23 protein-coding genes are annotated in these 25677 nt (G+C 39.7%); 14 read left to right on the forward strand and 9 right to left on the reverse strand.

Going from position 1 to position 25677, the window contains the following annotated elements; all coding sequences use genetic code 11:
• Window positions 1-10 precede the first annotated feature (10 nt).
• Complete coding sequence (locus BF9343_RS07770) at window positions 11-964, reverse strand: hypothetical protein (protein ID WP_224223221.1); 954 nt, start codon at window positions 962-964, stop codon at window positions 11-13.
• A 371-nt stretch (window positions 965-1335) separates the two neighbouring features.
• On the opposite strand from BF9343_RS07770, the gene BF9343_RS07775 reads away from it, so the two are divergent.
• The 7 genes from BF9343_RS07775 (at window position 1336) to def (ending at window position 8657) form a co-directional block, all read left to right on the forward strand.
• On the forward strand, window positions 1336-2478 hold the full coding sequence (locus BF9343_RS07775) for a site-specific integrase (RefSeq protein WP_005786550.1): 1143 nt from the start codon (window positions 1336-1338) through the stop codon (window positions 2476-2478).
• Between the two features lie 719 nt (window positions 2479-3197).
• A complete protein-coding gene (locus BF9343_RS07780) occupies window positions 3198-4445 on the forward strand; it encodes a hypothetical protein (RefSeq protein ID WP_005786554.1) in 1248 nt (415 codons plus the stop codon).
• A 10-nt stretch (window positions 4446-4455) separates the two neighbouring features.
• Entirely contained in the window at window positions 4456-5532 is a 1077-nt protein-coding gene (locus tag BF9343_RS07785; RefSeq protein WP_005786556.1) for a DUF3869 domain-containing protein, read from the forward strand.
• Window positions 5533-5599: 67 nt separating this feature from the next.
• Window positions 5600-6349: a YjbH domain-containing protein gene (locus BF9343_RS07790; RefSeq protein WP_005799579.1), complete on the forward strand. Its 750-nt coding sequence runs from the start codon at window positions 5600-5602 to the stop codon at window positions 6347-6349.
• 61 nt (window positions 6350-6410) lie between these two features.
• Window positions 6411-7529 carry an OmpA family protein gene (locus BF9343_RS07795; RefSeq protein ID WP_005786560.1) on the forward strand — a complete coding sequence of 373 codons (1119 nt, stop codon included), beginning with the start codon at window positions 6411-6413 and terminating at the stop codon, window positions 7527-7529.
• A 121-nt stretch (window positions 7530-7650) separates the two neighbouring features.
• A complete protein-coding gene (gene ruvX, locus BF9343_RS07800) occupies window positions 7651-8067 on the forward strand; it encodes a Holliday junction resolvase RuvX (protein WP_005786562.1) in 417 nt (138 codons plus the stop codon).
• A gap of 35 nt (window positions 8068-8102) precedes the next feature.
• On the forward strand, window positions 8103-8657 hold the full coding sequence (def, locus tag BF9343_RS07805; RefSeq protein ID WP_005786565.1) for a peptide deformylase: 555 nt from the start codon (window positions 8103-8105) through the stop codon (window positions 8655-8657).
• 109 nt (window positions 8658-8766) lie between these two features.
• Here def and BF9343_RS07810 read toward each other — a convergent pair whose 3' ends face one another.
• A complete protein-coding gene (locus BF9343_RS07810; RefSeq protein WP_005786567.1) occupies window positions 8767-9984 on the reverse strand; it encodes a 6-bladed beta-propeller in 1218 nt (405 codons plus the stop codon).
• 302 nt (window positions 9985-10286) lie between these two features.
• Between BF9343_RS07810 and BF9343_RS07815 the strand changes: the two genes are divergently transcribed.
• From BF9343_RS07815 to BF9343_RS07840, 6 genes are all read left to right on the forward strand, one after another.
• Window positions 10287-12335, forward strand: coding sequence for a tetratricopeptide repeat protein (locus BF9343_RS07815; protein ID WP_005786569.1), 2049 nt, complete (start codon window positions 10287-10289; stop codon window positions 12333-12335).
• A gap of 80 nt (window positions 12336-12415) precedes the next feature.
• A complete protein-coding gene (gene thrS, locus BF9343_RS07820) occupies window positions 12416-14356 on the forward strand; it encodes a threonine--tRNA ligase (RefSeq protein ID WP_005786570.1) in 1941 nt (646 codons plus the stop codon).
• A gap of 118 nt (window positions 14357-14474) precedes the next feature.
• A complete protein-coding gene (gene infC / locus BF9343_RS07825) occupies window positions 14475-15086 on the forward strand; it encodes a translation initiation factor IF-3 (RefSeq protein WP_008768315.1) in 612 nt (203 codons plus the stop codon).
• A gap of 65 nt (window positions 15087-15151) precedes the next feature.
• Complete coding sequence (rpmI, locus tag BF9343_RS07830) at window positions 15152-15349, forward strand: 50S ribosomal protein L35 (RefSeq protein WP_005786574.1); 198 nt, start codon at window positions 15152-15154, stop codon at window positions 15347-15349.
• A gap of 100 nt (window positions 15350-15449) precedes the next feature.
• Window positions 15450-15800, forward strand: coding sequence for a 50S ribosomal protein L20 (gene rplT, locus BF9343_RS07835; RefSeq protein WP_005786577.1), 351 nt, complete (start codon window positions 15450-15452; stop codon window positions 15798-15800).
• A gap of 428 nt (window positions 15801-16228) precedes the next feature.
• Window positions 16229-17020, forward strand: a complete 792-nt coding sequence (locus BF9343_RS07840; protein ID WP_005795042.1) for an EFR1 family ferrodoxin — start codon at window positions 16229-16231, stop codon at window positions 17018-17020.
• A gap of 74 nt (window positions 17021-17094) precedes the next feature.
• Here BF9343_RS07840 and xpt read toward each other — a convergent pair whose 3' ends face one another.
• From xpt to BF9343_RS07870, 6 genes are all read right to left on the reverse strand, one after another.
• On the reverse strand, window positions 17095-17664 hold the full coding sequence (gene xpt / locus BF9343_RS07845) for a xanthine phosphoribosyltransferase (protein ID WP_005786581.1): 570 nt from the start codon (window positions 17662-17664) through the stop codon (window positions 17095-17097).
• 85 nt (window positions 17665-17749) lie between these two features.
• Window positions 17750-19057 carry a phenylacetate--CoA ligase gene (locus BF9343_RS07850; protein WP_005786583.1) on the reverse strand — a complete coding sequence of 436 codons (1308 nt, stop codon included), beginning with the start codon at window positions 19055-19057 and terminating at the stop codon, window positions 17750-17752.
• A gap of 104 nt (window positions 19058-19161) precedes the next feature.
• On the reverse strand, window positions 19162-19746 hold the full coding sequence (locus tag BF9343_RS07855; protein ID WP_005786586.1) for an indolepyruvate oxidoreductase subunit beta: 585 nt from the start codon (window positions 19744-19746) through the stop codon (window positions 19162-19164).
• Window positions 19747-19749: 3 nt separating this feature from the next.
• The gene (locus BF9343_RS07860; protein ID WP_005786589.1) at window positions 19750-21342 is read right to left on the reverse strand and encodes a thiamine pyrophosphate-dependent enzyme; all 1593 of its coding nucleotides are present in this window, start codon (window positions 21340-21342) and stop codon (window positions 19750-19752) included.
• A gap of 83 nt (window positions 21343-21425) precedes the next feature.
• Window positions 21426-22463: an endolytic transglycosylase MltG gene (mltG, locus tag BF9343_RS07865; RefSeq protein WP_010992624.1), complete on the reverse strand. Its 1038-nt coding sequence runs from the start codon at window positions 22461-22463 to the stop codon at window positions 21426-21428.
• Between the two features lie 157 nt (window positions 22464-22620).
• Window positions 22621-23499, reverse strand: a complete 879-nt coding sequence (locus BF9343_RS07870) for a DNA/RNA non-specific endonuclease (protein WP_010992625.1) — start codon at window positions 23497-23499, stop codon at window positions 22621-22623.
• 145 nt (window positions 23500-23644) lie between these two features.
• On the opposite strand from BF9343_RS07870, the gene BF9343_RS23615 reads away from it, so the two are divergent.
• Window positions 23645-23791: a hypothetical protein gene (locus tag BF9343_RS23615; RefSeq protein WP_164088332.1), complete on the forward strand. Its 147-nt coding sequence runs from the start codon at window positions 23645-23647 to the stop codon at window positions 23789-23791.
• 302 nt (window positions 23792-24093) lie between these two features.
• On the opposite strand, the gene BF9343_RS07875 is transcribed toward BF9343_RS23615, so the two are convergent.
• Window positions 24094-25656, reverse strand: a complete 1563-nt coding sequence (locus BF9343_RS07875; protein ID WP_010992626.1) for a leucine-rich repeat protein — start codon at window positions 25654-25656, stop codon at window positions 24094-24096.
• Window positions 25657-25677 lie beyond the last annotated feature (21 nt).

A 25677-nucleotide genomic window follows, 5' to 3' on the forward strand; every position in this document is an offset into this window, starting at 1 on the left:
CTCAATAAAATTAAAAATTTAATAATTCAGATTTTATAAAATATGGATTAAAACTATTGTTCTTCATTATGTTATCGTCAGGTGCTGAGCGATAAGTCTTATAGTAATATTGTTCATTTCCCGCATTATAAGACATTCCCATATTATTGGAAGGAGTGATCCGAGGAATATATCCTTTGCGTTTATATCGGTAAGGGGGTAAAGCTATTTGGAAACGGAATCCTCCATTGGCTTTCACGTCTTTGGCTTTCATTGCATAGAATCCAATGGAAGCATAGCGAAAATGCCGGATTGCTTCTACTCTAACTGCTTTCTCCTTTAATAGATATTGTTCAACTCTTGCATTTAATTCTACATTATAGCGTGGCCAATAAAAGCTTCCTCCCAATGACCATGTAGCCCGCATCTTTGTTCCATAATGCATAGTAAAACCTTCCCAATATCCTGTACCGGTATACCCGATGCGGCCTTCTATACTGAAACGTTCATCTTTAAAGTGGTGGATCAGGTTGAAGTCGATGCCATATCGGCTATTATTAAAGCTACCGATAGCCAATGTTGCCCAAAAATTATAGGGCAGACGGACTGTTTGCGATAGTTCAAGGAAACCCGGATGTAGTTTATCGTATCTGCTGGCATATCCGTCATTATATACCGGAATCACCATTTGAGCCGTGAATTTCATCCCTTTCCAGAAAGAGACTTCTATGGCGGGTGATAAATTGAAAAGCACTTGATAAATCTGTGTGATTACCAAGTTTTTTAGTGATAATTCCGGATATATTGTGATATCTACTTTATACAAAGAGCTATTTGCTTTTTTATTCCTTTTTACTTTGTTCCAGCTATTTCCCAGATTATAACTAACTTCCCAGTCTTGTCTGCTAATATTTACTGTACTATCTTTGAAAGATGGCTGATAATAAAGAGATATTTGCGGCACATTGTTATTCAAAACGATAATACGGCATGGCTTTCTTTCGGGTAATCAGTAGTTTGATTTGTAGAATATCACATCACTTACTTCGTTTCCTAATGTATTGATATACATTGGATTGATGTTTTAGTAGATTTTTCGGTTCTATTAGGACTTTGGCTGGTTGCTTCTATATGGAAGTATCTCTGTTACTGAGCTGCTACTTTAATTAAGATTCATAAAGAATCTTTGTTTTATTTATAATATTTTGGTTATCAGAATTATAGTGGATTTTGAAAACCGGTTTTTGTCTGATCGCTTTTTATTAGAAATCTTTTTTCATGGACTTTTGTTACCTGTTTGTTACTTATAACAGAATAATGTCTATATTTATAACTAAAAACATACAAACAAATAATATGAAAAAAGAAGTAAGGATTAAAGAACCGGTCAGGATCAGGACTAAACGTCTGTCGAACGGTTGTGAGTCTATATATTTAGATATTTATATGGATGGAAGAAGACGATATGAATTTTTAAAGCTATATATAATACCCGAGCATACACGGACGGATAAAGATTTAAATCAGAGCACCATGAAACTGGCCAGTGCAGTGAAGGCACAAAGGATTATAGAATTACAGAATGGAGTATACGGCTTTAACCATCAACAGGAAAAGAAAGATATAATGCTGATAGATTATATCAAGTATTTGGCAGACAAGGATATAGAAAAAACTTCAAGGAAAGTGTCTATGTATACACTGATATACCATCTTCAGCATTATGATAAGATGGGTATCAGACTCAGACAGGTAGATAAAAAGTATATACTTGGCTTTGTTGAATACTTGAAGACGGCAACTCAGAAACACTGTAAAAGTGTGAAGAATATAAGTGCCAATACTCAAGTTCATTATTATAAGGTTTTTCATCATTGCCTGAATAGTGCTGTAATTGATGAAATTATAACTTCAAATCCAATGGATAAGATAAAAAATGAGGAAAAGCCTAAGCGGAGAAGGACTGAACGGGCATTTCTGACTATTGATGAATTGAAAATATTGTCACAAACAGATTTTCATAATGCGACTTTAAAAAAGGCTTTTCTATTCAGTTGTTTTTGTGGACTGAGACATAGTGATATAGTGGCACTTACATGGGGAAATCTGAAAAAGGGAAAAGTCGGTAAAATGGAGCTGCATATGACGCAACAGAAAACTCAGGAAATCCTCTCTCTTCCTCTGAGCAAGGAGGCTTTGAAACAACTTCCTGTCCGCGGAAAAGTACCTGATACAGAGAAAGTGTTCAAAGGTCTTATCAGTTTAGGAAGAACCAATGAAATATTACCCAAATGGGCTGCTAAAGCCGGTATTCAAAAGCATATTACTTTTCATTCGGCACGACATACCCATGCCACAATGATGATTACTCTCGGTGCCGATCTTTATACGGTATCTAAACTCTTGGGACATACCAATATTCAAACAACTCAGATTTATGCCAAGATAGTGGATGAAAGTAAAGAGAAGGCTATCGATTTAATTCCGGATATAACTTGAGAGGATGATGTATAGCAAGGTTAGATAGTTGCTAAAAAACGAATCTCAAAAAGATACAAGAGGCTAAGAAAATGCTACAAAAGAATTTTCGTTTTGTAATGTGTTGAAAATGAACGTTCTATATATTAATATCCTGCATTTACAAAGTTAACTTTAAACCTGTGTTAAAGTTAACTTTGTAAATGCAGGATATTAACTTCGTAGATGTATCAAGTTAACTTCGTAAATCGAGAAATATGATTATCTCTTTGGATGATTAACATTGTTAATGCAATAATTTCAATCTTTGTGTTATTATATATAAGAAATACATTATTATATGTATTGATGTTTTTTATCTATTTTTTATTTGGGTGGTTAATAAATATATATTTGGTTAGATTAGCTACTGCCTGATTTTACCGGAATTTAGTAAATTTGTAATATAGTAGATATACTATTGAAAATTTGATCTTACTATATAATACGATTTGATTTTATTAATTTGTTAGCCTTATAACTCTCTCTATTAGTGATTCTAAAATAGGAGGTGGATATTATTTAAGATTACAAGTGGGTTTTCTGGTCCATTTTTAAGCAAACAGGTATTTGGATGAAAAAAAACTGATACAAATGTGCGAAAAAACATGTAAAATTCTTTGGTATTATTAAAATTGTGTCTATTTTTGCACCATATTTTGCATCCATAAATTTAGATGCTTAAGTTATAAAGCAAACAAATGAATCACAAAGGCCCTTACATGAGGAAAAACATAACAATTGGCACTACTTTGCGCAGAATTTCACTCATATTATTCTGTTTACTTCCTTTGAAGGGGATTTGTCAAACAGGAGAGGCCACTGTTGACGCACTTGTTAAGATGGGATTTGAAAATGTAGGGTGGACAGAAGATACTGAAGAACGGGTTTTTGTGATACAAAACTCAGCCTATCGCCTTGAGGGAGTTGGAATAGGTAAAGCGGTTGATTTGATCCAGAAGATGGGTTTACCCGAAAATAAGCCATGTAGGTTAATAGTTTTAGACAATAATGTTCCTCAGATATCCCTCTATTATCAGCCGATGAAAGGAGATAGTATTGCTGAAGTCAGTCGGGCTGATTGGAGTGTAAGTTATGATTTGGGAGAAGGATGGAAACAAGCGAGACGGATTAAGAAGCAAAATAGCTCTTTGTTTAAAGTAGATATAGTGGTGTATCCGGAGTTGTTGTTTAGAAACTATATTTTATCTAAGGTCTATGAAATAGTGGTTAATGTTTCTCCTGCCATAGAAGTTTCTTTGTGGAAAGGAATGAAACTGACTGGACAAGTAATTTTTCCTATCTATAATGATTATGGACAAAGGTATAAGCAAATCCGTCCAGGTTTTGTGACTTTGTCGCAGACAGTACGTTTACCACAGCGTACATTCCTGACTGCTTCGGTCGGTTTTTTTAATAAATTTCGTTGGGGAGGAGATTTGAAAGCAAAGCACTTCTTTAAAGATGAGCGCTTTTCGGTAGATGCGCGTATCGGATATACCGGAAGAGGATACTTTGAAGATTGGGCTTTTTATCATGGAACCAAATGGACCTTGACAGGTTCTATTGGGGCGAATTTCTATTGGCCAAAGTATAATACGCAGTTTAGTTTAAAGGGGGAAAGATATTTAGAAGGAGAGTATGGTGCACGTTTTGATATGATTCGTCATTTTCGATACGCTTCTATTGGCTTTTATGGAATGAAGGTGCAACATGCGGGTAACAAAGGGCTGAATGGCGGCTTCTTGTTCCAGATAGCATTGCCTCCGTATAAATATAAGAGAAAAGGTTATATCCCAAGAGTGATACCCAATAATTTCGGATTCCAATATAATGCGGGTAATGAGCGTATATATGGTAAAGGATATAGTCCTCAGGCAAGTGATAACGTGATGGAAAATAATAGTTTTAATCCATATTTTATAAAATCAGAATTATTAAATTTTTAATTTTATTGAGATGAAAATGAAAAGTAAATTTTTCGGTAATGGCGCTAAGTTAGCGTTAGCCGTTTTGGCAGTTTGCGGTACACTGTTTACAAGCTGCTATGAGAAAGCAGAAGTTGATCAAGCAACAAAACCAGCTGAAGCAAAGTATTATATTGCTGGTACGATTACTGATGCGACTACAGGCCAGGAATTGACTACTGCTAAAGTTACATTGGGTGATAAATCTGTCACTAGCTCTTTTAACGAGCAAGTTAATTACAAGGCAGAAGGTTATGCTTTAGTCGTTTCAGCAGACGGATACTATCCTGTTAAAAGACAAGTTTATCTGAATCAGGTAAGTGATGGTCAGACAAGTGTTGCTACTGTTAATGTTGCATTGGTTTCAGTTGAAGCCGCAGTTATTCCTCCGGTAGTTCCTCCGACAGATCCTGAGACTGACATCAATGAAGGAGAAGCAACTAAGGTTGCGGACAAGGCGGTAGAAGTAGCTAAACCTTCTGAATCAACTGTAACCGATATGCTTGCTGGTACTACAGCTACACCCGAAGAGAAAAAAGCATTGGATGAGACTCTTGAAATGGCAGGAGGAATGAAAGTTGGTGAAACTACTCCTGAAGTTCTTGCTGATGGTTCTATTCTTGCTATTACTCCGGTGAAATTTACGAATCCTATTCAGGATGCTCCGGCTATGGTTCCTTATTTCTATAATGAAGGTTGTGAACTAACAGGTGATGTAAAAGAAGTTGCTGCTCCTGTAACAAGAGCTGATGGTGCTGTTGCAGCTGATATTCAGAAAGCATTCTTATCAAACGCTGCTAAGGCTCTGAACATGAATGCAGGGTTTGTTCAGAAGATCGGTTATACTCGGATTAGTGTATTGAATGGTTATAGCATCTTGGGTTATACAATTAAAGGACAATTGGTTTCTAAGAAACTGACATTCTTGATCTCTGGCAAATATTATGAAGGTATCGTTTCTTATCAGAAGAGCGTAATGATCTATCCTAACTATTACAGCCACGATTCTCATGATTCTCATGATTCTCACGGTTTCAACCCGAATGCCGGTGGTGGATCTAACGACTAATCAGAGTAAAGTAATTGTTGAGAATTGAAAAGTACGAGTTGAACCGAAAGTATAGAAATTGCAGATAATGATGAAAAAGATATTTCTTATAGGCTTGTTCCTTTGCTGTCATTTGGCACTTTCGGCTCAGTTGACGTACGGAACTACCGGTCTGCTTCATGCCCCGTCAGCAGAGATGCAACGGGATAAGACGGTAATGATCGGTGGAAATTTTTTAAATAAGGAGATAACTCCTCCTACATGGGATTACCATACGTATAATTACTTTTTGAACGTAACTATCTTTCCCTGGCTGGAAATAGCTTATACATGTACGTTGTTTCAGTCGCAGACGATAGGGATTGATTGGAAGGTCGGAAAGAAGAAGTTTACGAATCAGGACAGGTATTTTTCTGCCCGTTTGCGAGTTTTGAAAGAAGGACAATTGTGGAAGTACATGCCGGCTGTTGTAGTGGGAACTTCGGATCCCTATACCGAGTCTGGCGATGGCCAAGTAGGTTCTGCTGATGGTAATGGCTATTTCTGCCGTTTTTATGTCGCAGCCACCAAGCATATCCCAATTGGAAAGGAGAAGATAGGTGTACATCTGTCATATCTGTACAATCGAAGAGTGGATTACCACTTGAATGGATTAGCCGGAGGTCTTACTTACGCTCCATCTTTTGCCCCCGATCTGACAGTAATCGCGGAATATGATGCGAAAGACTTTGCGTTTGGTGCTACCTATTTGCTTTTCAACCATTTGCATGCGCAGGTAGAATTGCAAAGAATGAAGTATTTTACCGGCGGACTTACTTATAAAATCTATTTGAAGTAAGCGAGTGGGTCGGAGCAAATAAGAAACTAAAAGAGTTGAAAATATTTAAAAACAAAAAACAATGAAAAGTAAATTAGTAATATTATCTTTATTGTTGGCCGGTGCTACTGCAGCTACTGCTCAGACTAAAGAGACGTTCTACAGCGAAAGCTTCAAGGACAATATCTTTGTGAGTGTAGGTGTTGGCGCTCAGGGTTGTGTAAACCCGGACAACTTTGATTATGGCTTTGGTAAAGCCATAACTCCGCTGATCAATGTGTCAGTTGGTAAACTGTTCAATCCGGTTTGGGGTATCCGTGGTCAGGTAGCCGGTGCATGGACTACTTTGTATTCTAACTATGGACAGCCTGCCGATACTTATATTAAGAGCAAGAATAAACATTACTTCACTATGCGTGCAGACGGTATGTTTAACTTGTCCAATGCTATTGGCGGTTACAACCCGGATCGTTTGTTCACCGTTTCTGTTTTTGCAGGTCCCGGTTTGACATTTGCCAAAGCTTATGGCGATCAGGATAAAGTAAATGCGTTGATTAACGGTTCTGTTGGTTTGGCTGGACAGTTCAATATCAACAAATACTTGGATATCAACATTGAAGCAAGAGGAGAAGTTTCTCCGTCTCCGTTTGGTAATATCAGCTCTGCCCATACCGATGGTGCTGTTTCTCTGACTGCTGGTGTGACTTACACTTTCGGTGGCAAGAGATTTGTTTCTTGTGGCTCTCAGGTAGATCAGAACGCTATCAACGAAGAGTTGAATCGTTACAGAAGCGAGTTGGCTAAAGCTCAGTCTGATCTGGCTGATGCTAAGAACGCACTGGCTAACGTGAAACCTGTAACCAAAGAAGTGGTGAAGGAAATCGAAGTAGCCGGACCTCGTGCTATCTTCTTCCAGATTGGTAAATCTAAGATCGATGATTATGGTATGGTTAACATACAGCTGGCTGCCAAGATCTTGAAGGCTAATCCGGATAAGAAATACAAGGTGGCAGGTTATGCAGATAAGGCTACCGGTAGCGCTAAGTGGAACCAGAAACTGTCTGAAGCTCGTGCACAGGCTGTTTATGATGCACTTATCAAAGAAGGTGTAAGCAAGGATCAGCTTGAACTCGTCGGCTTCGGTGGTACTGCCAATATGTTTGGCAAGAACTTCCTGAACCGCGTTGTGATTCTGGAATAATACAACTTTATAAGGACGATAGTCCGATAAATTTTAGAAAGGGTATCCGAACAACGGATACCCTTTTTGTTGCTTAAATAGGCGATAATCCAAATTTTAATCGTATTTTTGCAATCCAAATATGAGTAGAATAGTAGCAATAGATTACGGACGGAAACGTACAGGGATAGCTGTGAGTGATACGATGCAGATCATCGCTAACGGTTTGACAACTGTGCCTACACACGAGCTTCTGGATTTCATTACTAATTATGTGAAACAGGAATCGGTGGAACGTATTATTATAGGTCTGCCCAAGCAGATGAATAATGAGGTCTCTGAGAATATGAAGAATATAGAGCCTTTTGTGCGTTCGCTAAAAAAACGTTTGCCCGATATGCCTGTGGAGTATGTAGATGAACGTTTCACTTCTGTCCTCGCACATCGCACGATGCTTGAAGCCGGACTGAAGAAAAAAGACAGGCAAAACAAGGCATTGGTTGATGAGATTAGTGCAACTATTATTTTGCAATCTTATTTGGAAACTAAGCGTTTGTAAAAAGAGAGAATAATTAAAAAGAATAATTTTAAGATATGATTTTACCTATTTATGTATATGGTCAACCGGTTCTCAGACAGGTAGCGGAAGATATAACTGTGGACTATCCGAATCTGAAGGAACTGATTGAAAATATGTTTGAAACGATGGATCATGCTGACGGGGTAGGACTTGCCGCTCCTCAGATCGGTTTGCCTATTCGTGTCGTTGTTATTAATCTGGATGTGCTTTCTGAGGATTATCCCGAATATAAAGATTTTCGCAAGGCTTATATAAATGCCCATATTGATGTGGTAGAGGGTGAGGAAGTATCTATGGAGGAAGGTTGTCTCAGTTTGCCGGGTATTCACGAGTCTGTGAAGAGAGGCAGCAAGATACACGTAAGATATATGGATGAGAATTTTGTAGAACATAATGAGGTGGTAGAAGGATTTCTGGCACGGGTTATGCAACACGAGTTTGACCATTTGGATGGAAAAATGTTCATAGACCATATCTCTCCTCTGCGTAAGCAAATGATAAAAGGAAAATTGAACACGATGCTGAAAGGTAAAGCACGCAGTTCTTATAAAATGAAGCAGGTGAAGTGATATGCCTGACTCTTTGAAATAAAAGTAACGGGTAAAGTTGATCGTATCGATCAATTTTACCCGTTACTTTTTTAGGAAATATCCTGAGTATCTGTCCTGCTCGGAAGTGTTATGGTTGTTTTAAATATACTATCATCATTACCGGGTTATCGTCTTCATTCAATCCTTTTAATGGTTCGATTTGGAGGATGGAAGGAGTTTTTTCAGCCTTTTCAAGAAGTTCAGGAGCTTCCCATACATATAATAGCGTATGGCTGTCAAGTGCTGTTATCGGGCGTAATGGCAAACCTGGAGTTAAGTCATTCTTTATATGGCCTGTGGATACTTTAAAACAGTTTTTGGCCTTTTTATCGTAAATAGCCATTTGTCTTTCTTGCTCTTTCTCTCCTGCCCAATTAGAGTAAGGCATGAATATGTAAGAGTCAGTCTCTATGGTATTGTATTGGATGTAAGGAGCAGCTACTTCCTGAAAGCGCTTCCCATCGCCGTTCAGATATTCAAATCTGCACTCTATCGGTAAAGAGTACTTACCCATTTGGAATATATATCGAGGCTCCAAAGTTTCTTGGGTAATAGTAAATAGAGTATCGTTATAATATTCTTTATAACAGGTATGGCTTTTGTAATGGAACATATAACGATCTATGTCACTGCTGATCATCCAGCGATATTTACTATTTAAGTCAAATAGGTCCCAACGATTGAAAATTTTCAATGTGTCACCTTTCAGATTAGAAAGGTAAATACGTTCTTTACGTTTTCCGTTATTATTGCGCATGAATGTTGCAGCAATTGTATCCTGAACACGTAACATCGCAAACTCACTTACTTCTATATTAGGAACTTTCATTGCACGGATGAATTTACCTGTTTCCATAGAATAGATATTGATTTTCCCCGTAGTTGTTAACATGTAGACCAATCCTTTTTTTTCATCCACATCGATCTGCATGATCCAGTTAAACTCACCCGGTCCGCCGCCTTTGCGCCCCAGTGTCCGTATGAATTTACCATCTTTTGTGTACTGAAATAATTTATCGATCCATGGTAGGAAGAAATATTCTTTTGTCCGGATGATATTGCTTCCCTTTAACCCTCTTATCAGGCATTTATTGTTCGTTTCCAACGGGATGTACCGAATCGAATCGGCAATCTCACTCAATAGTATCTCTTGTTCTGTTTCGATGCCTGTTTCAAAAGGTACAATTTGTGGAAATTCGGGTTTAACGATTTGGACTGCGGTGTCAGACAACTGTCCGCTGTTCTTTTTTCCTCCGCAAGATAGTAGCAGAAAGGGTAGCAGTAAAAGAAGTGATTTTTGTCTCATGTTGATTATAATTAGGTGTATAAAAGGTATAATTCGCAATTAGTCTTTTTTATTCAGTGTTTTCCATCTTCGTATGATCTGATTCGTTTCTCAATTTATGTCTATGTTACAAACGTACGTAATAATCGTAATTAAATAAGGAATAGGTCGTTAATTCATGTTAAGGAGGGTTGGGAGGTACTGAATTTTTTTTATCAAACGGACTTATAAAAAAATCAAAAAATATAAAAAGTTGCCCGTAATACCGGTTTAATAGATGAAAAGCATTACTTTTGCTCTACTTAAAAAGTAATCAAAAGCCGATGATTAAAAAGATATTAGCAGCATTATTGTTGTTTCCTACATTTGCATATGCTCAGATAAACACAGACAGGGTGATGATGATTGCCCGAAACGCGTTATACTTTGAGGACTATGTCCTTTCCATTCAGTATTTTAATCAGGTGATTAATGCGAAACCCTATTTGTATGAACCCTATTTTTTCAGGGGACTTGCCAAAATCAATCTGGATGATTACCAGGGGGCTGAAGCCGACTGCGATGCGGCTATCGACAGAAATCCTTTTGTAGTGGGGGCTTATCAGATTCGTGGGTTGGCAAGAATTAAGCAGAATAAATACGATGGTGCAATTGAGGATTATAAAAAAGCGCTCCACTTTGATCCGGAGAATATTACTCTTTGGCACAATCTGACCTTATGCCATATACAAAAAGAGGATTACAAAGCTGCTGAAGATGATTTAGGCAAATTGCTTGCAGTCGCTCCGAAGTATACAAGGGCTTATTTGATGCGTGGAGAAGTCGCTTTGAAACAGCAGGATACGTTGCGTGCCCTGAATGACTTTAATACGGCCATTGAGATGGATAAATATGATCCTGATGCCTGGGCTTCCCGGGCCATCGTCAGGTTGCAGCAAGGGAAGTATGCCGAGGCTGAATCGGATTTAAATCACGCGACACATTTGAATGCTAAAAATGCCGGAAACTATATTAACCGTGCTTTGGCACGCTTCCACCAGAACAATCTGCGCGGTGCTATGAGTGACTATGACCTGGCTCTCGATATTGATCCGAACAACTTTATCGGACACTATAACCGGGGCTTGCTCCGGGCGCAGGTAGGGGACGACAACCGTGCTATCGAGGACTTTGATTTTGTACTTCAGATTGAACCGGACAATATGATGGCTACATTTAATCGCGGATTGCTTCGTGCCCAGACAGGTGACTACCGGGGCGCCATCAAGGATTATACAAAAGTGATCGATGTATATCCAAACTTCCTGGCAGGGTATTATCAGCGTGCCGAGGCACGGAGAAAGATTGGCGACCGCAAAGGTGCTGAAATGGATGAATTTAAAGTTATGAAAGCGCAACTCGATAAACAGAATGGCGTAAGCAATGCTGATAAATCGGTGGCAGACAATAAAAACGGTAATAACAAAGACGAGAATAAAACTCGTAAAAAGTCTGATAAGGATATGAATAATTATCGGAAAATCGTTATTGCAGATAATTCTGAGGTGGAACAAAAATATAAGAGTGACATTCGGGGCCGGGTACAGGATCGTAATGTGAATATTAAAATGGAACCGATGTACGCTCTCACTTACTACGAAAAGATGAGTGATGTGAAGCGGGCCGTGCATTATTATAAATACATTGATGATTTAAATCGTGCCGGTGTTTTACCCAAACGTCTGTATATCACTAATATGGAATCGCCACTTACCGAAGAACAGGTAAAGTTCCATTTTGCACTGATCGATACACATACATCGGCTATTGTTGAAAATCCCAAAGATGCGCGCACACGGTTTTCTCGTGCTCTCGACTTTTATCTGGTGCAGGACTTTGCCAGCTCTATTGAGGACTTGACTCAAGCCATTTTATTGGATGACAGTTTCTTCCCCGCTTATTTTATGCGTTCTTTGGTGCGTTGCAAGCAATTGGAATATCAAAAAGCGGAAGAAGCTAATGCCGCTTCGGCAACACCGGCCACATTGCCGGGTATTTCCGCTCCGCAAAAATCGGAAGTCAGTGCATTGGATTACGACATTGTGAAAAGTGACTTGGATCATGTGATCACTTTGGCTCCTGATTTTGTTTATGCTTATTATAATCGGGCAAATGTGTTGGCTATGCTGAAAGATTATCGTGCGGCGATTGCCGACTATGATAAAGCTATTGAATTGAACAAGGAGTTTGCGGAAGCTTATTTTAATCGTGGATTGACACATATTTTCTTGGGTAACAATAAAAACGGAATAGCTGACTTAAGTAAGGCCGGAGAGTTAGGTATTGTTTCAGCATATAATATTCTGAAACGATTTACAGAGGTGCCGGAATAACATTTTTTAGACAAAAAATAGTAAACTCAAAAAGAAATCCTTATTTTTGCGTGCAATAACGAAAAATATAACATAACATTATGATAAAAATAACATTTCCTGATGGCTCTGTTCGTGAGTATAACGAAGGAGTAAACGGACTGCAAATTGCAGAAAGTATCAGTTCGCGTTTGGCGCAAGACGTACTGGCGTGCGGAGTGAACGGTGAGATTTATGATTTAGGACGTCCCATCAATGAAGATGCTTCGGTAGTACTCTATAAGTGGGAAGATGAACAGGGAAAGCATGCTTTCTGGCACACGAGTGCCCACTTGTTGGCTGAAGCTTTACAGGAACTGTATCCGGGCATTCAGTTTGGTATCGGTCCGGCTATTGAAAACGGTTTCTACTATGATGTTGATCCGGGAGAGGCGGTCATCAAAGAGGCTGATCTGCCTGCTATTGAAGCGAAGATGGCTGAGTTGGTTGCAAAGAAAGAGGCTGTCGTGCGTCGGGATATTGCAAAAGGCGATGCTTTAAAGATGTTTGGCGACCGTGGAGAAACATATAAATGTGAGCTGATTTCCGAATTGGAAGACGGACATATAACTACATATACACAAGGTGATTTTACGGATCTTTGCCGTGGTCCTCACTTGATGACAACTGCTCCTATTAAGGCGATAAAGCTGACTTCTGTGGCAGGAGCTTACTGGCGTGGCCATGAAGATCGTAAGATGCTGACCCGTATATATGGTATCACTTTCCCGAAAAAGAAGATGCTGGATGAGTATCTGGCTTTAATGGAAGAAGCTAAAAAACGCGACCATCGTAAAATTGGTAAGGAGATGCAGTTGTTCATGTTCTCTGATACGGTGGGTAAAGGATTGCCTATGTGGTTGCCGAAAGGTACTGCTTTGCGTTTGCGCTTACAGGACTTCTTGCGCCGTATACAGACTCGTTATGACTATCAGGAGGTGATTACTCCGCCTATCGGTAACAAGCTGCTGTATGTGACTTCGGGACATTATGCGAAATACGGTAAAGATGCATTCCAGCCCATTCATACACCGGAAGAGGGTGAAGAATACTTCCTGAAGCCGATGAACTGTCCTCATCATTGTGAAATTTATAAGAATTTCCCGCGTTCGTATAAGGATTTGCCTTTACGTATTGCCGAATTCGGAACTGTTTGTCGGTACGAGCAGAGTGGTGAGCTTCACGGGTTGACTCGTGTGCGTAGTTTTACTCAGGATGATGCACATATTTTCTGTCGTCCGGATCAGGTGAAGGGAGAATTCCTCCGTGTAATGGACATTATTTCGATTGTGTTCCGTTCTATGGATTTCGATAACTTCGAAGCACAGATTTCTTTACGCGATAAAGTGAATCGTGAAAAATATATCGGTAGTGATGAAAACTGGGAAAAAGCCGAGCAGGCCATTATTGAAGCATGTGAGGAAAAAGGATTGAAGGCAAAGATAGAATATGGTGAAGCTGCTTTCTATGGCCCTAAATTGGATTTTATGGTGAAAGATGCCATCGGTCGCCGCTGGCAGTTAGGTACTATCCAGGTTGACTATAATTTGCCGGAGCGCTTCGAACTGGAATATATGGGATCGGATAATCAGAAACACCGTCCGGTAATGATTCACCGTGCTCCGTTTGGATCTATGGAACGCTTTGTCGCTGTATTGATTGAGCATACTGCCGGTAAATTCCCGTTGTGGTTGACTCCGGAACAGGTAGTTATTCTCCCGATTAGTGAAAAATTCAACGAATATGCAGAGAAAGTGAAAACTTATCTGAAGATGAAGGAAATTCGTGCTATTGTAGATGATCGTAATGAAAAAATCGGGCGTAAGATACGCGACAATGAGATGAAACGTATTCCGTATATGCTGATTGTCGGTGAGAAAGAAGCCGAAAATGGGGAAGTTTCTGTTCGTCGACAGGGCGAAGGGGACAAAGGAACCATGAAATTTGAAGAATTTGGTGAAATTTTGAACGAAGAAGTTCAGAATATGATAAATAAATGGTAACTTTGCGCCCAATTGTAAAAGCACAGCATTTTGGTAATGTTCTAAAGACAGCTTTTACTTTAATACATAATTAAATTTGGTAGACAATAAAAAACAAACTGGAAGTAAACGTTATTTAATGAAGAATGACAGCATGAAATCGCAATACCGGATCAATGAACAGATCCGTGCGAAAGAAGTCCGCATTGTAGGTGATGATGTAGAACCTAAAGTATATCCCATTTTTCAGGCTTTAAAATTGGCTGAAGAAAAAGAACTGGATCTCGTGGAGATTTCTCCCAATGCCCAACCACCTGTTTGTCGTATTATTGACTACTCTAAGTTTCTGTATCAGTTAAAGAAGCGTCAAAAAGAACAAAAGGCTAAGCAGGTAAAAGTAAATGTAAAAGAGATACGTTTTGGTCCGCAAACAGATGACCATGACTATAACTTTAAGTTGAAACATGCCAAAGGATTTTTGGAAGATGGTGACAAGGTGAAAGCTTATGTTTTCTTTAAAGGTCGTTCCATTCTTTTTAAAGAACAGGGTGAGGTGCTTTTGTTACGCTTTGCCAATGATCTGGAAGATTATGCAAAAGTAGACCAGTTGCCGGTGTTGGAAGGCAAACGTATGACCATTCAACTTTCTCCGAAAAAGAAAGAAAGTGCAACGAAAAAGCCTGCAACTCCCAAACCAGCTACTCCGGCTGCAGTAAAAGCTGAAAAACCGGCTGGAGATAATGAAGAGTAAGAAAAATGCGTAACGCGCAGGTATAGTGCGTTGCCATATCATTTAATAATTTAAAAACAATTAAGATGCCAAAGATGAAGACTAACTCCGGTTCTAAAAAAAGGTTTGCCCTTACCGGAACAGGTAAAATCAAAAGAAAGCACGCTTTTCACAGTCACATTTTGACTAAAAAGTCTAAGAAAAGAAAAAGAAACCTGTGCTACTCTACAACTGTTGATACAACAAATGTAAGCCAGGTTAAGGAACTCTTAGCTATGAAGTAATCAAAAGCGTACAAAGTATTATTAAAGTTATTAACCGAATGCTTTAGCTTTAAGTTCGTTACGTGAAGTAACGGCGCTAACATTCAAAAAAGAGAAAACTATGCCAAGATCAGTAAATCATGTTGCTTCAAAAGCAAGAAGAAAGAAAATTTTGAAATTGACCAGAGGTTACTTTGGTGCAAGAAAAAATGTATGGACCGTAGCTAAAAACACTTGGGAAAAGGGTTTGACTTATGCGTTCCGTGACCGTAGAAACAAGAAGAGAAACTTCCGTGCTCTTTGGATACAGCGTATCAACGCTGCTGCACGTCTGGAAGGAATGTCATATTCTAAACTGATGGGTGGTCTGCACAAAGCCGGTATTGAAATTAACCGTAAGGTTTTGGCTGACTTAGCTGTTAACCATCCGGAGGCTTTCAAGGCTGTGGTTGCTAAGGCTAAAGTTGCTTAAGTTTCAACAGTTTTAAGATTTAGAAAATGCCGGGTACAATAATGTATCCGGCATTTTTCGTCTTAAAGACTAAGTTTACATTTCAAAAAATAGTCTAAGAAAGAAACAAAATTTCGCTTTTCCTTGTTTATCTCACAAAAACTATCTATATTTGTTGTAGTAAAATATTAGCCGCATTGATTGGATCGGGAAACTCATCAATTAAACTGAAAACCGAGACAAGCTTCGCTTCTCAATGGCGGGCCACATCCTTCGGGATAACTTTATAGTCGGTGGATTACAAAGAGGACGGGCACTCAAATCATGTCATTCGGAGTTTCATCACATCATCGGTGCGGCTTTTTAAATAAAAGGAAGAGGGCGGTAATCATCTAAAGACTACCGTCCTTTTTTTATGCTGTTTTCTTTAATACATATACATTATAGTTATGATATTCTATTTTTCAGGAACTGGAAATTCTAAATGGATTGCGGAGCAGATCGCTAAGGCACAAAACGAAGTGCTTGTTTTTATGCCGAATGCCATCAGAGACGGAATAGAAGAGTTTGTGTTGGCGGATGATGAAAAAGTAGGTTTTGTTTTCCCTGTTTATTCATGGGGACCTCCGTTGAGCGTATTGCGGTTCTTGGATTGGATTACTTTATCTAATTATCATTCTCAATACGTCTTTTTTGTCTGTTCCTGCGGAGATGATACAGGGCTGACGGAAGAACTCTTTCGCCGGGCATTGTCTCGTAAAGGAATGGAGTGTAATGCCGGTTTTTCAGTGGCTATGCCTAATAATTATGTTTTGCTTCCCGGATTTGATGTGGATAAGAAGGAACTGGAGAAAAAGAAGTTGGATGAAGCAGTTGGCAGGGTAGAAGAGATTAATGATTCGATAACCGGAAAGAAAATAGGTTTTCATTGTAATGAGGGAAGTTTTCCATGGTTTAAAACCAAAGTACTCAATCCGCTCTTTAATCGTTTTATGACCTCGGCAAAACCATTTTACGCCACTGATGATTGTATCGGGTGTAAACGTTGTGAAAGGATATGTCCGGTTGGGAACGTGGTGATGATAGGGTGGAGGCCTGTGTGGGGAATGGATTGTACATCCTGCCTGGCTTGCTATCATGTTTGTCCGAAGCATGCTGTGCAGTACGGAAGGAGGACTAAACGTAAAGGACAGTATTTAAATCCCAATGTGAGTATTTCACATGAGGCGGCCGCCCAATAGTAATAAGCGTATTGATAAGTGAAAAAACCTTTGTATGATCTGTTTAGAGAAAATACAAAGGTTTCTTTGGATAGTTAATCTTTTATTGTAATCCGGCAATTGGATAAATCTTCGATGATGGCAAGAGACTCTACTCTTACTCCTCTTTCTTCAAGTGTTTTACGCCCATTTTGAAATGCTTTTTCAATGATGAATCCCATTCCAACCAGATTTGCACCGGACTGTTTGATCAAATCAATGACACCTAAAGCGGCGTTTCCATAAGCTAAAAAATCATCGACGAATAATACGTTGTCTTTCGGAGTGAGGAAGTCGGAACTGATGACTACTTCATAATCACGGTCTTTGGTGAAAGAGTGTACTGTGGTACTTAGCGCATTCTGAATTGTTCTGGGCGATTTTTTTTTGGCAAAAACGACTGGCAAGTCCATTAAATATCCCGTCATTATGGCCGGAGCTATTCCGCTGGCTTCAATGGTCATGATCTTATTGACGTTTGTCCCTGCAAAGAGACGTACGAATTCTACGCCAATTGACTTCATTAGCACTGGGTCCATCTGGTGGTTGATGAAACTGTCTACTTTGAGAATTCCCCCCTCATAACATTTTCCGTCCTGTAGGATTCTTTTTTTTAATAATTGCATGATTTATAATGATAAATTTAATGTGCCTAATATACCAATGTATTTATGAATGGTGTACATTGGTATATTTAGGTTCATTGAATGATTATTTATTGTTTCTCAGATCTTTTACTCTGACAGCTTTGCCTTCGCTCTGAGGTAAAGAGCCTTTTTTTACCAACTTGAGTTTAGGTGTAACAAGTATCTCGTCTTTTAGCTGGCGGGTAATGTCTTTGCGTATCTTTTCCAGTTCGATATAATTGTCGGTAGAAAGATCACTCAGTTCTACTTCTACAATCATCTCGTCTTGATTGTTCACAGTTTCGAGCGTAATGAGATAATTGCTTCCTAGTTCGGGGAATTGTACCAATATCTTTTCTACTTGCATGGGGAATATATTTACTCCCTTGATAATGAACATATCATCACTACGGCCTTTAATACGGTCTATCCGGATATGGGTACGGCCACAAGGACAGTTTCCCGGTAAAATGCGGGTAAGGTCACGTGTGCGATAGCGTATTAGTGGCATCATTTCACGATCAAGAGTAGTGAGTACAAGTTCACCGATTTCTCCTTCGGGTACAGGTTCACCTGTCTCGGGATTAATGATTTCCACATAATAGCAATCTTCCCAAAAATGCATGCCATTCTGCTCGGTACATTCAAATGCAACACCCGGACCATTCATCTCAGTCATGCCAAAGCTATTGTATGCTTTCACGCCAAGCATGCGTTCGATCTTTTTCCGCTGTTCGTCTGTATGCGGTTCAGCACCGATTACGAGCGTTTTAAGGGTGGTACTGCGCGGATCGATACCTTCCTCCTGAAAAACTTCGGCCAGGCGGATGGCGTAGCTGGGGATCGCATGCAAAGCTGTTGTCTTAAAGTCGGTGATAAACTTGATCTGACGCTTACTGTTGCCGGCAGCAGCGGGTACGGTCAATGCTCCCAGTCGTTCGGCTCCGTATTGGAATCCCAGTCCGCCGGTAAACATACCATAACCTGAACTGTTTTGAAAAACATCCGTATTACGTATACCTACACAATATAAGCATCGCGCAACCAGATTGGCCCATGAATCTAAGTCATGCTGTGAATGGACAATGACTGTCGGTGTTCCCGTTGTGCCGCTTGAAGAGTGGATGCGTACTCCGTCTTCTTTCATATTTCCTGCAACAAGTCCGAAAGGATAATTTGCCCGCATATCCGCCTTTGTGGTAAAAGGCAATTTACGGATGTCGTCTAGAGACTGGATACTCTCCGGAGTAATGCCATGCTCTTGAAATACTTTCTTATAATAAGGGGCATTGGCTGCTATATTTATTGTTTTTTTAAGCCGTTGGAGTTGTAATTCCTGTAGCTTCTTGCGACTCATGGTCTCTATCTCTTCTTCCCAATATTTTGTATTCATGGCTTCTGATATTTATTTAGATAGGGGGGATAATATATCAAGGTGATAATGCGACGATTGTTTCAATCACATTATCACCTTTTCCCATATTCAATTATCTCTGGTTATTTCATCGTTTTTTCTGCGATCTCTTTTCCGGCGGCCAAAGCTTTTAAATTCAATTCGACTATTGCATCGCCTTTCCGCTGGAATATTTCACGGATACTATCTTGTATCTTTTCATAATCAATGCCTAAAAACGGGATAGTGGCACCTAATAGAACGATGTTGGCAACTCGTGTAGACCCTAATTCTTTAGCTACTTTATCTACGTTCAATACGACTTTGTGTGGCAGTTTATTAATTTCTGCCATAACATCTGATTCAGCCGGATAATTGGGGATATTAACGAACGGAGTTTCATTCGTGACCAACCAACCCTCATGACCGAGGTAGGGCAGATATCTGAGTCCTTCCATGGGTTCGAGTGAAATGATTAAATCGCATTTACCCGAAGGAATCAAGTCGGAAGCAATGGGCTGATCGCTTATTCGGAGATTTGACTGTACATCTCCACCTCTCTGGCTCATGCCGTGTACTTCTGCCTGTTTCATATACAGACCATCTTTAAGAGCGGCCTTTCCGATTACTGTGGCGATAGACAGGATGCCTTGTCCGCCTACACCTGATAATATGATATCTTTTTTCATGGCTTACTTACTTCTTTTTTTACGTGCTAATGTTTGTATACACTCTCTGCGCGGGATGATAACGGATACTCCTTTATAATTAATTTCTTCGCGTATGATTTGCTTCATCTCTTCATAGTTCTTTTTCAATGGAACTACTACGCGAATGTGAGCCGGATCTACACCTAATCCGGCGCAAATGGCTTCAAGGCGACCTGTGCCGGCAGAATCTTGTCCACCGGTCATTGCTGTTGTTTCGTTGTCCGAAATGACGATGGTAACATTGGCATTTTCGTTGACACAGTCCAATAGTCCGGTCATGCCCGAATGAGTAAAAGTTGAGTCTCCGATTACGGCAACAGCAGGATGGAGTCCTCCATCGGAGGCACCCTTGGCCATGGTAATAGAGGCTCCCATGTCCACACATGAATTGATTGCGTTGAATGGGGCGTTTGCTCCTAAAGTGTAGCAACCGATATCGCTGAAAACTTTGTGAGTGGGGTATTCTTCTTTTAGCACTTGAGTCAGTGTAATATACATGTCTCGGTGGCCGCACCCTTCACACAATGCCGGCGGACGCATTTCTACAATATTCGGAACATTGAATTCCGAGCTGTTCTCTTTGCCGAGCGCACGTGCAACCGTGTCCGGATTCAATTCACCGTCTTGTGATAATGTACCGTCAAGACGGCCTTTTACTTTTAATCCGATACCCAGATATCCTTTCAATTGTTTTTCAACAAATGGTTGTCCGTCTTCTAAAACAAGGATTTCGTCGCAAGCGTCGATTAATTGCATCAATTGTTTCTTGGGAAGCGGATATTGTCCAACTTTTAATACCGGATATTCGCAACCTTCCGGATAATTCTCCATTAGATAGTTGTAACCGATTCCACAAGCTACAATACCAGTTTTCTTATTGGGGCCATCGATATATCTGTTATATGGTGACTCTTCTGATGCTTTGATGAATTCTTCCTGGCGTGTGAGTAGTACTTTATAACGTTTGCGTGCGTTGCCCGGGAGCAGGATAAATTGGCGCGGGTCTTCGCTGAACGAAATTTCGTTTTGTGGCTTTTGTGCTTTGTTTTCTACACCTGAACGAGAGTGAGCCAGACGTGTCACCATACGCATTAGTATCGGTTCACCTATCTTTTCAGAAAACTCAAAACCGTTGTACACCATGTCATAAGCTTCCTGCTGGTTGCTCGGTTCGTACATCGGGATCAAAGAGAAATCGCCATAAAAACGGCTATCCTGTTCGTTTTGCGATGAATGCATGCTGGGGTCATCTGCTGCTACTACAATTAGTCCGCCTTTTACACCTGTGATGGCCGAATTGATAAAACAGTCGGCAGCTACGTTCATTCCTACATGTTTCATGCAGACTAATGCACGTTTGCCAACAAAAGACATACCTAAGGCAGCTTCCATTGCCGTCTTTTCGTTGGCACACCAACGGTTGTGTATGTTACGCTCGCTCGTAATAGGAGCCATTTGAATATATTCGGTAATTTCAGTAGATGGAGTGCCGGGATAAGCGTAAACGCCTGAAAGTCCGGCATCCAATGCTGCTTGCGCAATGGCTTCGTCGCCAAGTAAGAGTTGTTTGCTCATATCTTATTTTCTTTTGGTGTTAATCACGTATTTTGTTATAATATCGGGCAAAGATACATTTTTAAGATCATTTTATCACGGGATTACTTAAAAATCTTTCTTTCATTCAGCGCTTTCCAGTATTTTCTTGCATTAACCATATGATCTGCATAGTTGGAGGCAAAATTATGCGTACCGGAGAAATCTTCTTTTGCGCACATATAGATATAGTTATGCTTTACATAATTCAAGACACTGTCCAGCCCTTTGGGTGATGGTATCCGGATAGGGCCCGGAGGCAGTCCCGCATTCAGGTAAGTGTTATAGGGAGACTGTACGTCTAAGTGTTGATTGGTGATTCTGCGTAACCCGAAATCTTGTAGTGCGAATTTGATAGTCGGGTCGGCTTGCAGGGGCATGCCGGCATGTAATCGGTTGATGTACAATCCTGCAACCATAGGCTTTTCTGCATTGTTGTTGGTTTCTTCTTCTACGATGGAGGCCAGCGTGCAAACTTCTTCAGGAGTCATCCCTATTGCTTGGGCCTTTGAGAGTCGGTCTTTGTTCCAAAATTTATCATGCTCTTTCTTCATTCGGGCTAAAAAGTCTGCTGCACTGACATCCCAATATACCTGATATGTTTCGGGAATAAATAAGCAGGGGATGGTGGCTTCTGTGTATCCCATTTTTTCCAGAAAAATAGAGTCGTATAGTGCCATGGCAATTTCAGCGGAATCTATCATTAACTGTTTCCCTACGCTGCGGACTAATCTGTCAAGTGTTCGGACACTTCCAATTGTCAGGTTGACAGGAGTTTGATAGCCTCTTGATAATCTACTGTATAATTGATAAGTGTTATCTCCGGGTTTGATGGCGTAACGTCCGGTATGGATATTTTTACTATATTCACGGAAATGGGACATCCATTTGAAGCCATTAAAGCTATGAGGGTTTCCTTGCTTTCTTATTTTATTGAAGATGGAGTCTGTAGTATCATCGCGGTCTATATAGATATAAGTTGTCTTACTTGGATGAAACTGGGGGTAAAATAGGTAGTAATAGACTGTTCCTGTACCGGCGATACAAATGAAGAAAAAAGTAGCCAGTATGCTGAGAAATATTTTCTTTCTTTTCTTATTCATATAGAATATCTAATGGTTATAAAATCGTGCCAAAGTTAAGAAGATTTCAATGATGATTGCTCTTGGATAATAAATGTTTTCTATCTGTTTAGTTATTATTTGCTTTTGGGGACTGTTGGTTTTTTCAATTCTTATCTTTCAATTGATGTGTTTGGGTTTAGATGCTCCATAAGGTGGTATCTATCCGACTTTCTATTTCATTTTCTAAAGAATCGGGGAGTGAAGAAAAGAAATCCAGTCCGGTGAGTTGTTCAATGCTGTCAATAGAGACGGCATAATTTCGTAAAGGTGCTATTGCGCGTTCATTCTTAAAAATAAATCCGATAGCTTTGGGAGTGGAGCCGTGAAGAGAGAGAATGACCTTAAAGAACTTTGATGGAACAGTCACCCGGCTTTTGCCGATTACCGGAGATTTTTTATTCGTGACCGGGCCGCAAATAATAAGGATTGCGCTATCGGCTACAGCCCATTCGCGGACCTTGTCCTCCAGTGTTTTCCATTTCCGACGGTTAAGTTCGGGATGTTGCGGACATACATTGCTGAAATAAAAGGATTCTTTCATGGCTTCATTACTCCATTTCATGTCGGCAGCAGGTGCCATATGACCTTTGTCAAATCCGGAACGGGAATAATCAGAATTGTTTGCCATACCTCCTTTCACGACAGGATCGGCGATGAATCGTTCGTTTCTTTTTATATTCCCTTGTGTCTTTTGCTTGGTGAGTTCGTAAGCTACCCAATTGGGGATCTTTTTATCCTTATTATAAGACACAGTATAACCTTTGTGATGAATTATCTGCTCTGTTAATGGGAATTGGGAAACCGGAACCTTCAGATTTTCATCGTGAGAATAATTGGGACGTGCAACATTCGGTCTTGATACTTTGGTTGCCTGAAAGAATACAGCTTGAATTTCCGGTGTGCAGAGATAGACTCCGTAGATTAATGGTAAAATCGCAAATAGAGCTATTATCCAAAAGCTCTTAAACGAATTGTGGTGTTGCTTTTTAGATGGTCTTTTTCGCTTATTTTTCATGATATTGAAAATTTAAAGCCGGGCGTTTCGAATAATATATTGAGCGAGTCATTGTTGACACTCTCAGAATAACTATTGGGGGTGATTTTTGTCGCATCAAAATTAATCAATCGATCAAGAAGTAGCAAATTAAACAGGTAGAATTATGAAAGCGGCCATTGATTACAAAAAAGCAAATAGTGCACTAATCGGCGTTGACACATTCGAGGGTATATTGGGTTATATTGTAGCGACAGTTATTTCAAATAAGAATATTCAAGCTCATGAAAGGAGCGGGAAGATATATGAATGAATTTGATTATATGGAAGTATAGCATAAAACGAGGAACTAATAGAATATAGTTATCTGCCTGCAAATGATACCGCCTTTGTAAAACTTTTACGCAGACGGTTTATGCATTAGCGGATATTATGACTCTGTTTGAACTTTTTTTGAATAAACTTTTATATAGATTTTATCGATCTGTTTTGAGTTCCTTTTCGATTTATTCCCTCGTTTTTATTCGTCACATAACCCGCTATGCAGCTCACAAAACGGGAAAATATCTTCGAAAACAAATCTCAAAACAGCTTCGAGCGAAATTTAAACAGACCTCAAAGAGCAACGATTTTTTCAGCGAATGGCTTCCAGGCTTTGTTCTGCTTGTATGTTTCGACAAGGTTTTGGGGAACTCTTATCTTTTGAATTCCTGGCGGTACGGGGTAATAGTCGGCAGTAACCATCGTAGGCGACATTAATGAAATTTCGTCCAGCGAAACAGCATTTCCGAAAGCATTGAAGTCTAATGCCTTCACACTTGCGGGTAAAATAAGAGTTTTTACTTGACACTTGTTCAGAGCACTTATTCCTATTTTAACTATGCTTGCGGGAATTTTAAGAACAGTGAGTTTAGGAGAATGGTTAAAACATTCGCTCACTATTGCTGCCGTCCTGTCAACAGGCGAAGGTGTTGTCCGGGTTCCGTAAGTTTCGATGGTAGTAAGTTCGGGACAGCTGTAGAAAGAGCGGTCAATGTGGTAAATAGTATTCGGAAGGGTTACTTTCTGAATGGAACTGCCGGAAAAGGCCTCCAGGTCAATCACTTCACTTCCTTCGGGCAGAGTCAATTCTTTCAAGTTCTTTGTCTCTATGAAAGCCGATGCACCTACAATCTTAAAAGTGGAAGGCAAAGATATAGAAGATATACCGGATTTCCCGAAAGCTCCGTTCTGTAGTTCTTTGACGGAAGTATGGCTTATGTCGATAACATTCAGATCAGTACACCCGTAAAATGCCTCCTTTCCAACAATTTCCAAAGAAGCAGGCAGTGCTATTTTTTTTATTCCGGAAAATAAAAAGGCCTCTTCCGGCAATTCCTTAATCGATGTGTGGCTTAAATCGACGATTTTCAGATTTCTGCAATAAGCAAATGCTGCCTGCTCAATCGTACTCAAAGAGGCAGGGCACAGAAGTTCACTCGCTTTGATATTCTTATTTTCAAAGGCCTTTGATCCTATTGTGCGAATACCATCCGGGAAGGTTATTGATGTAAAGTCGGAATCAATGACACTTACAACTTTATCTCCGTCTACTTTTACAGGTAATATTTGCACATCAAAAGATACTTGTTTACCATCCAATTCAAGTGTCACTATTTGAAGTTGTGCCGGTACGGAAGAATTGAAACCTTGTACCCAATCAGCAGATGGAGCTGAATTTTCTTTTATCGTACCATCGGCATAGTTTATTTCAAGTACCATATTACTGAGGGAGAGAGGCTCTCCCAATGTATATACGGTTTTTGAAGGTAAAGTCTTAATTGAAATCGCTTGAATATCATTAATCAGCACTTGTATTTTAAAAGTAACGGTAAAACTGCCTTTGTGTACCTCTAAAATCTGATCGTTTTCGGGTACCGTACTGTTGAATCCAGTGACTTCGTCTTTTTTTACAGGAACTATTTCAGACGTTTCGTTTGAATAAAATACTTTCAATGTCATATCGGATACATCCAATTCTTCTCCTATGAAATATATTCTTTTTCCAGGTAGTTTATCAATCTCGATTTTTACTATTGTATTAGGAATTAATTCGTTTGGAGAGTCTTTGGAACATGCACCCAAGAAAGTCATTGACAGAAGGAAAACATAAATAAAGTAAAACTGCTTTTGCTTCATCTTTTTCTATTTTTTTTTATG

Source organism: Bacteroides fragilis NCTC 9343 (assembly GCF_000025985.1).
GTDB lineage: Bacteria > Bacteroidota > Bacteroidia > Bacteroidales > Bacteroidaceae > Bacteroides > Bacteroides fragilis.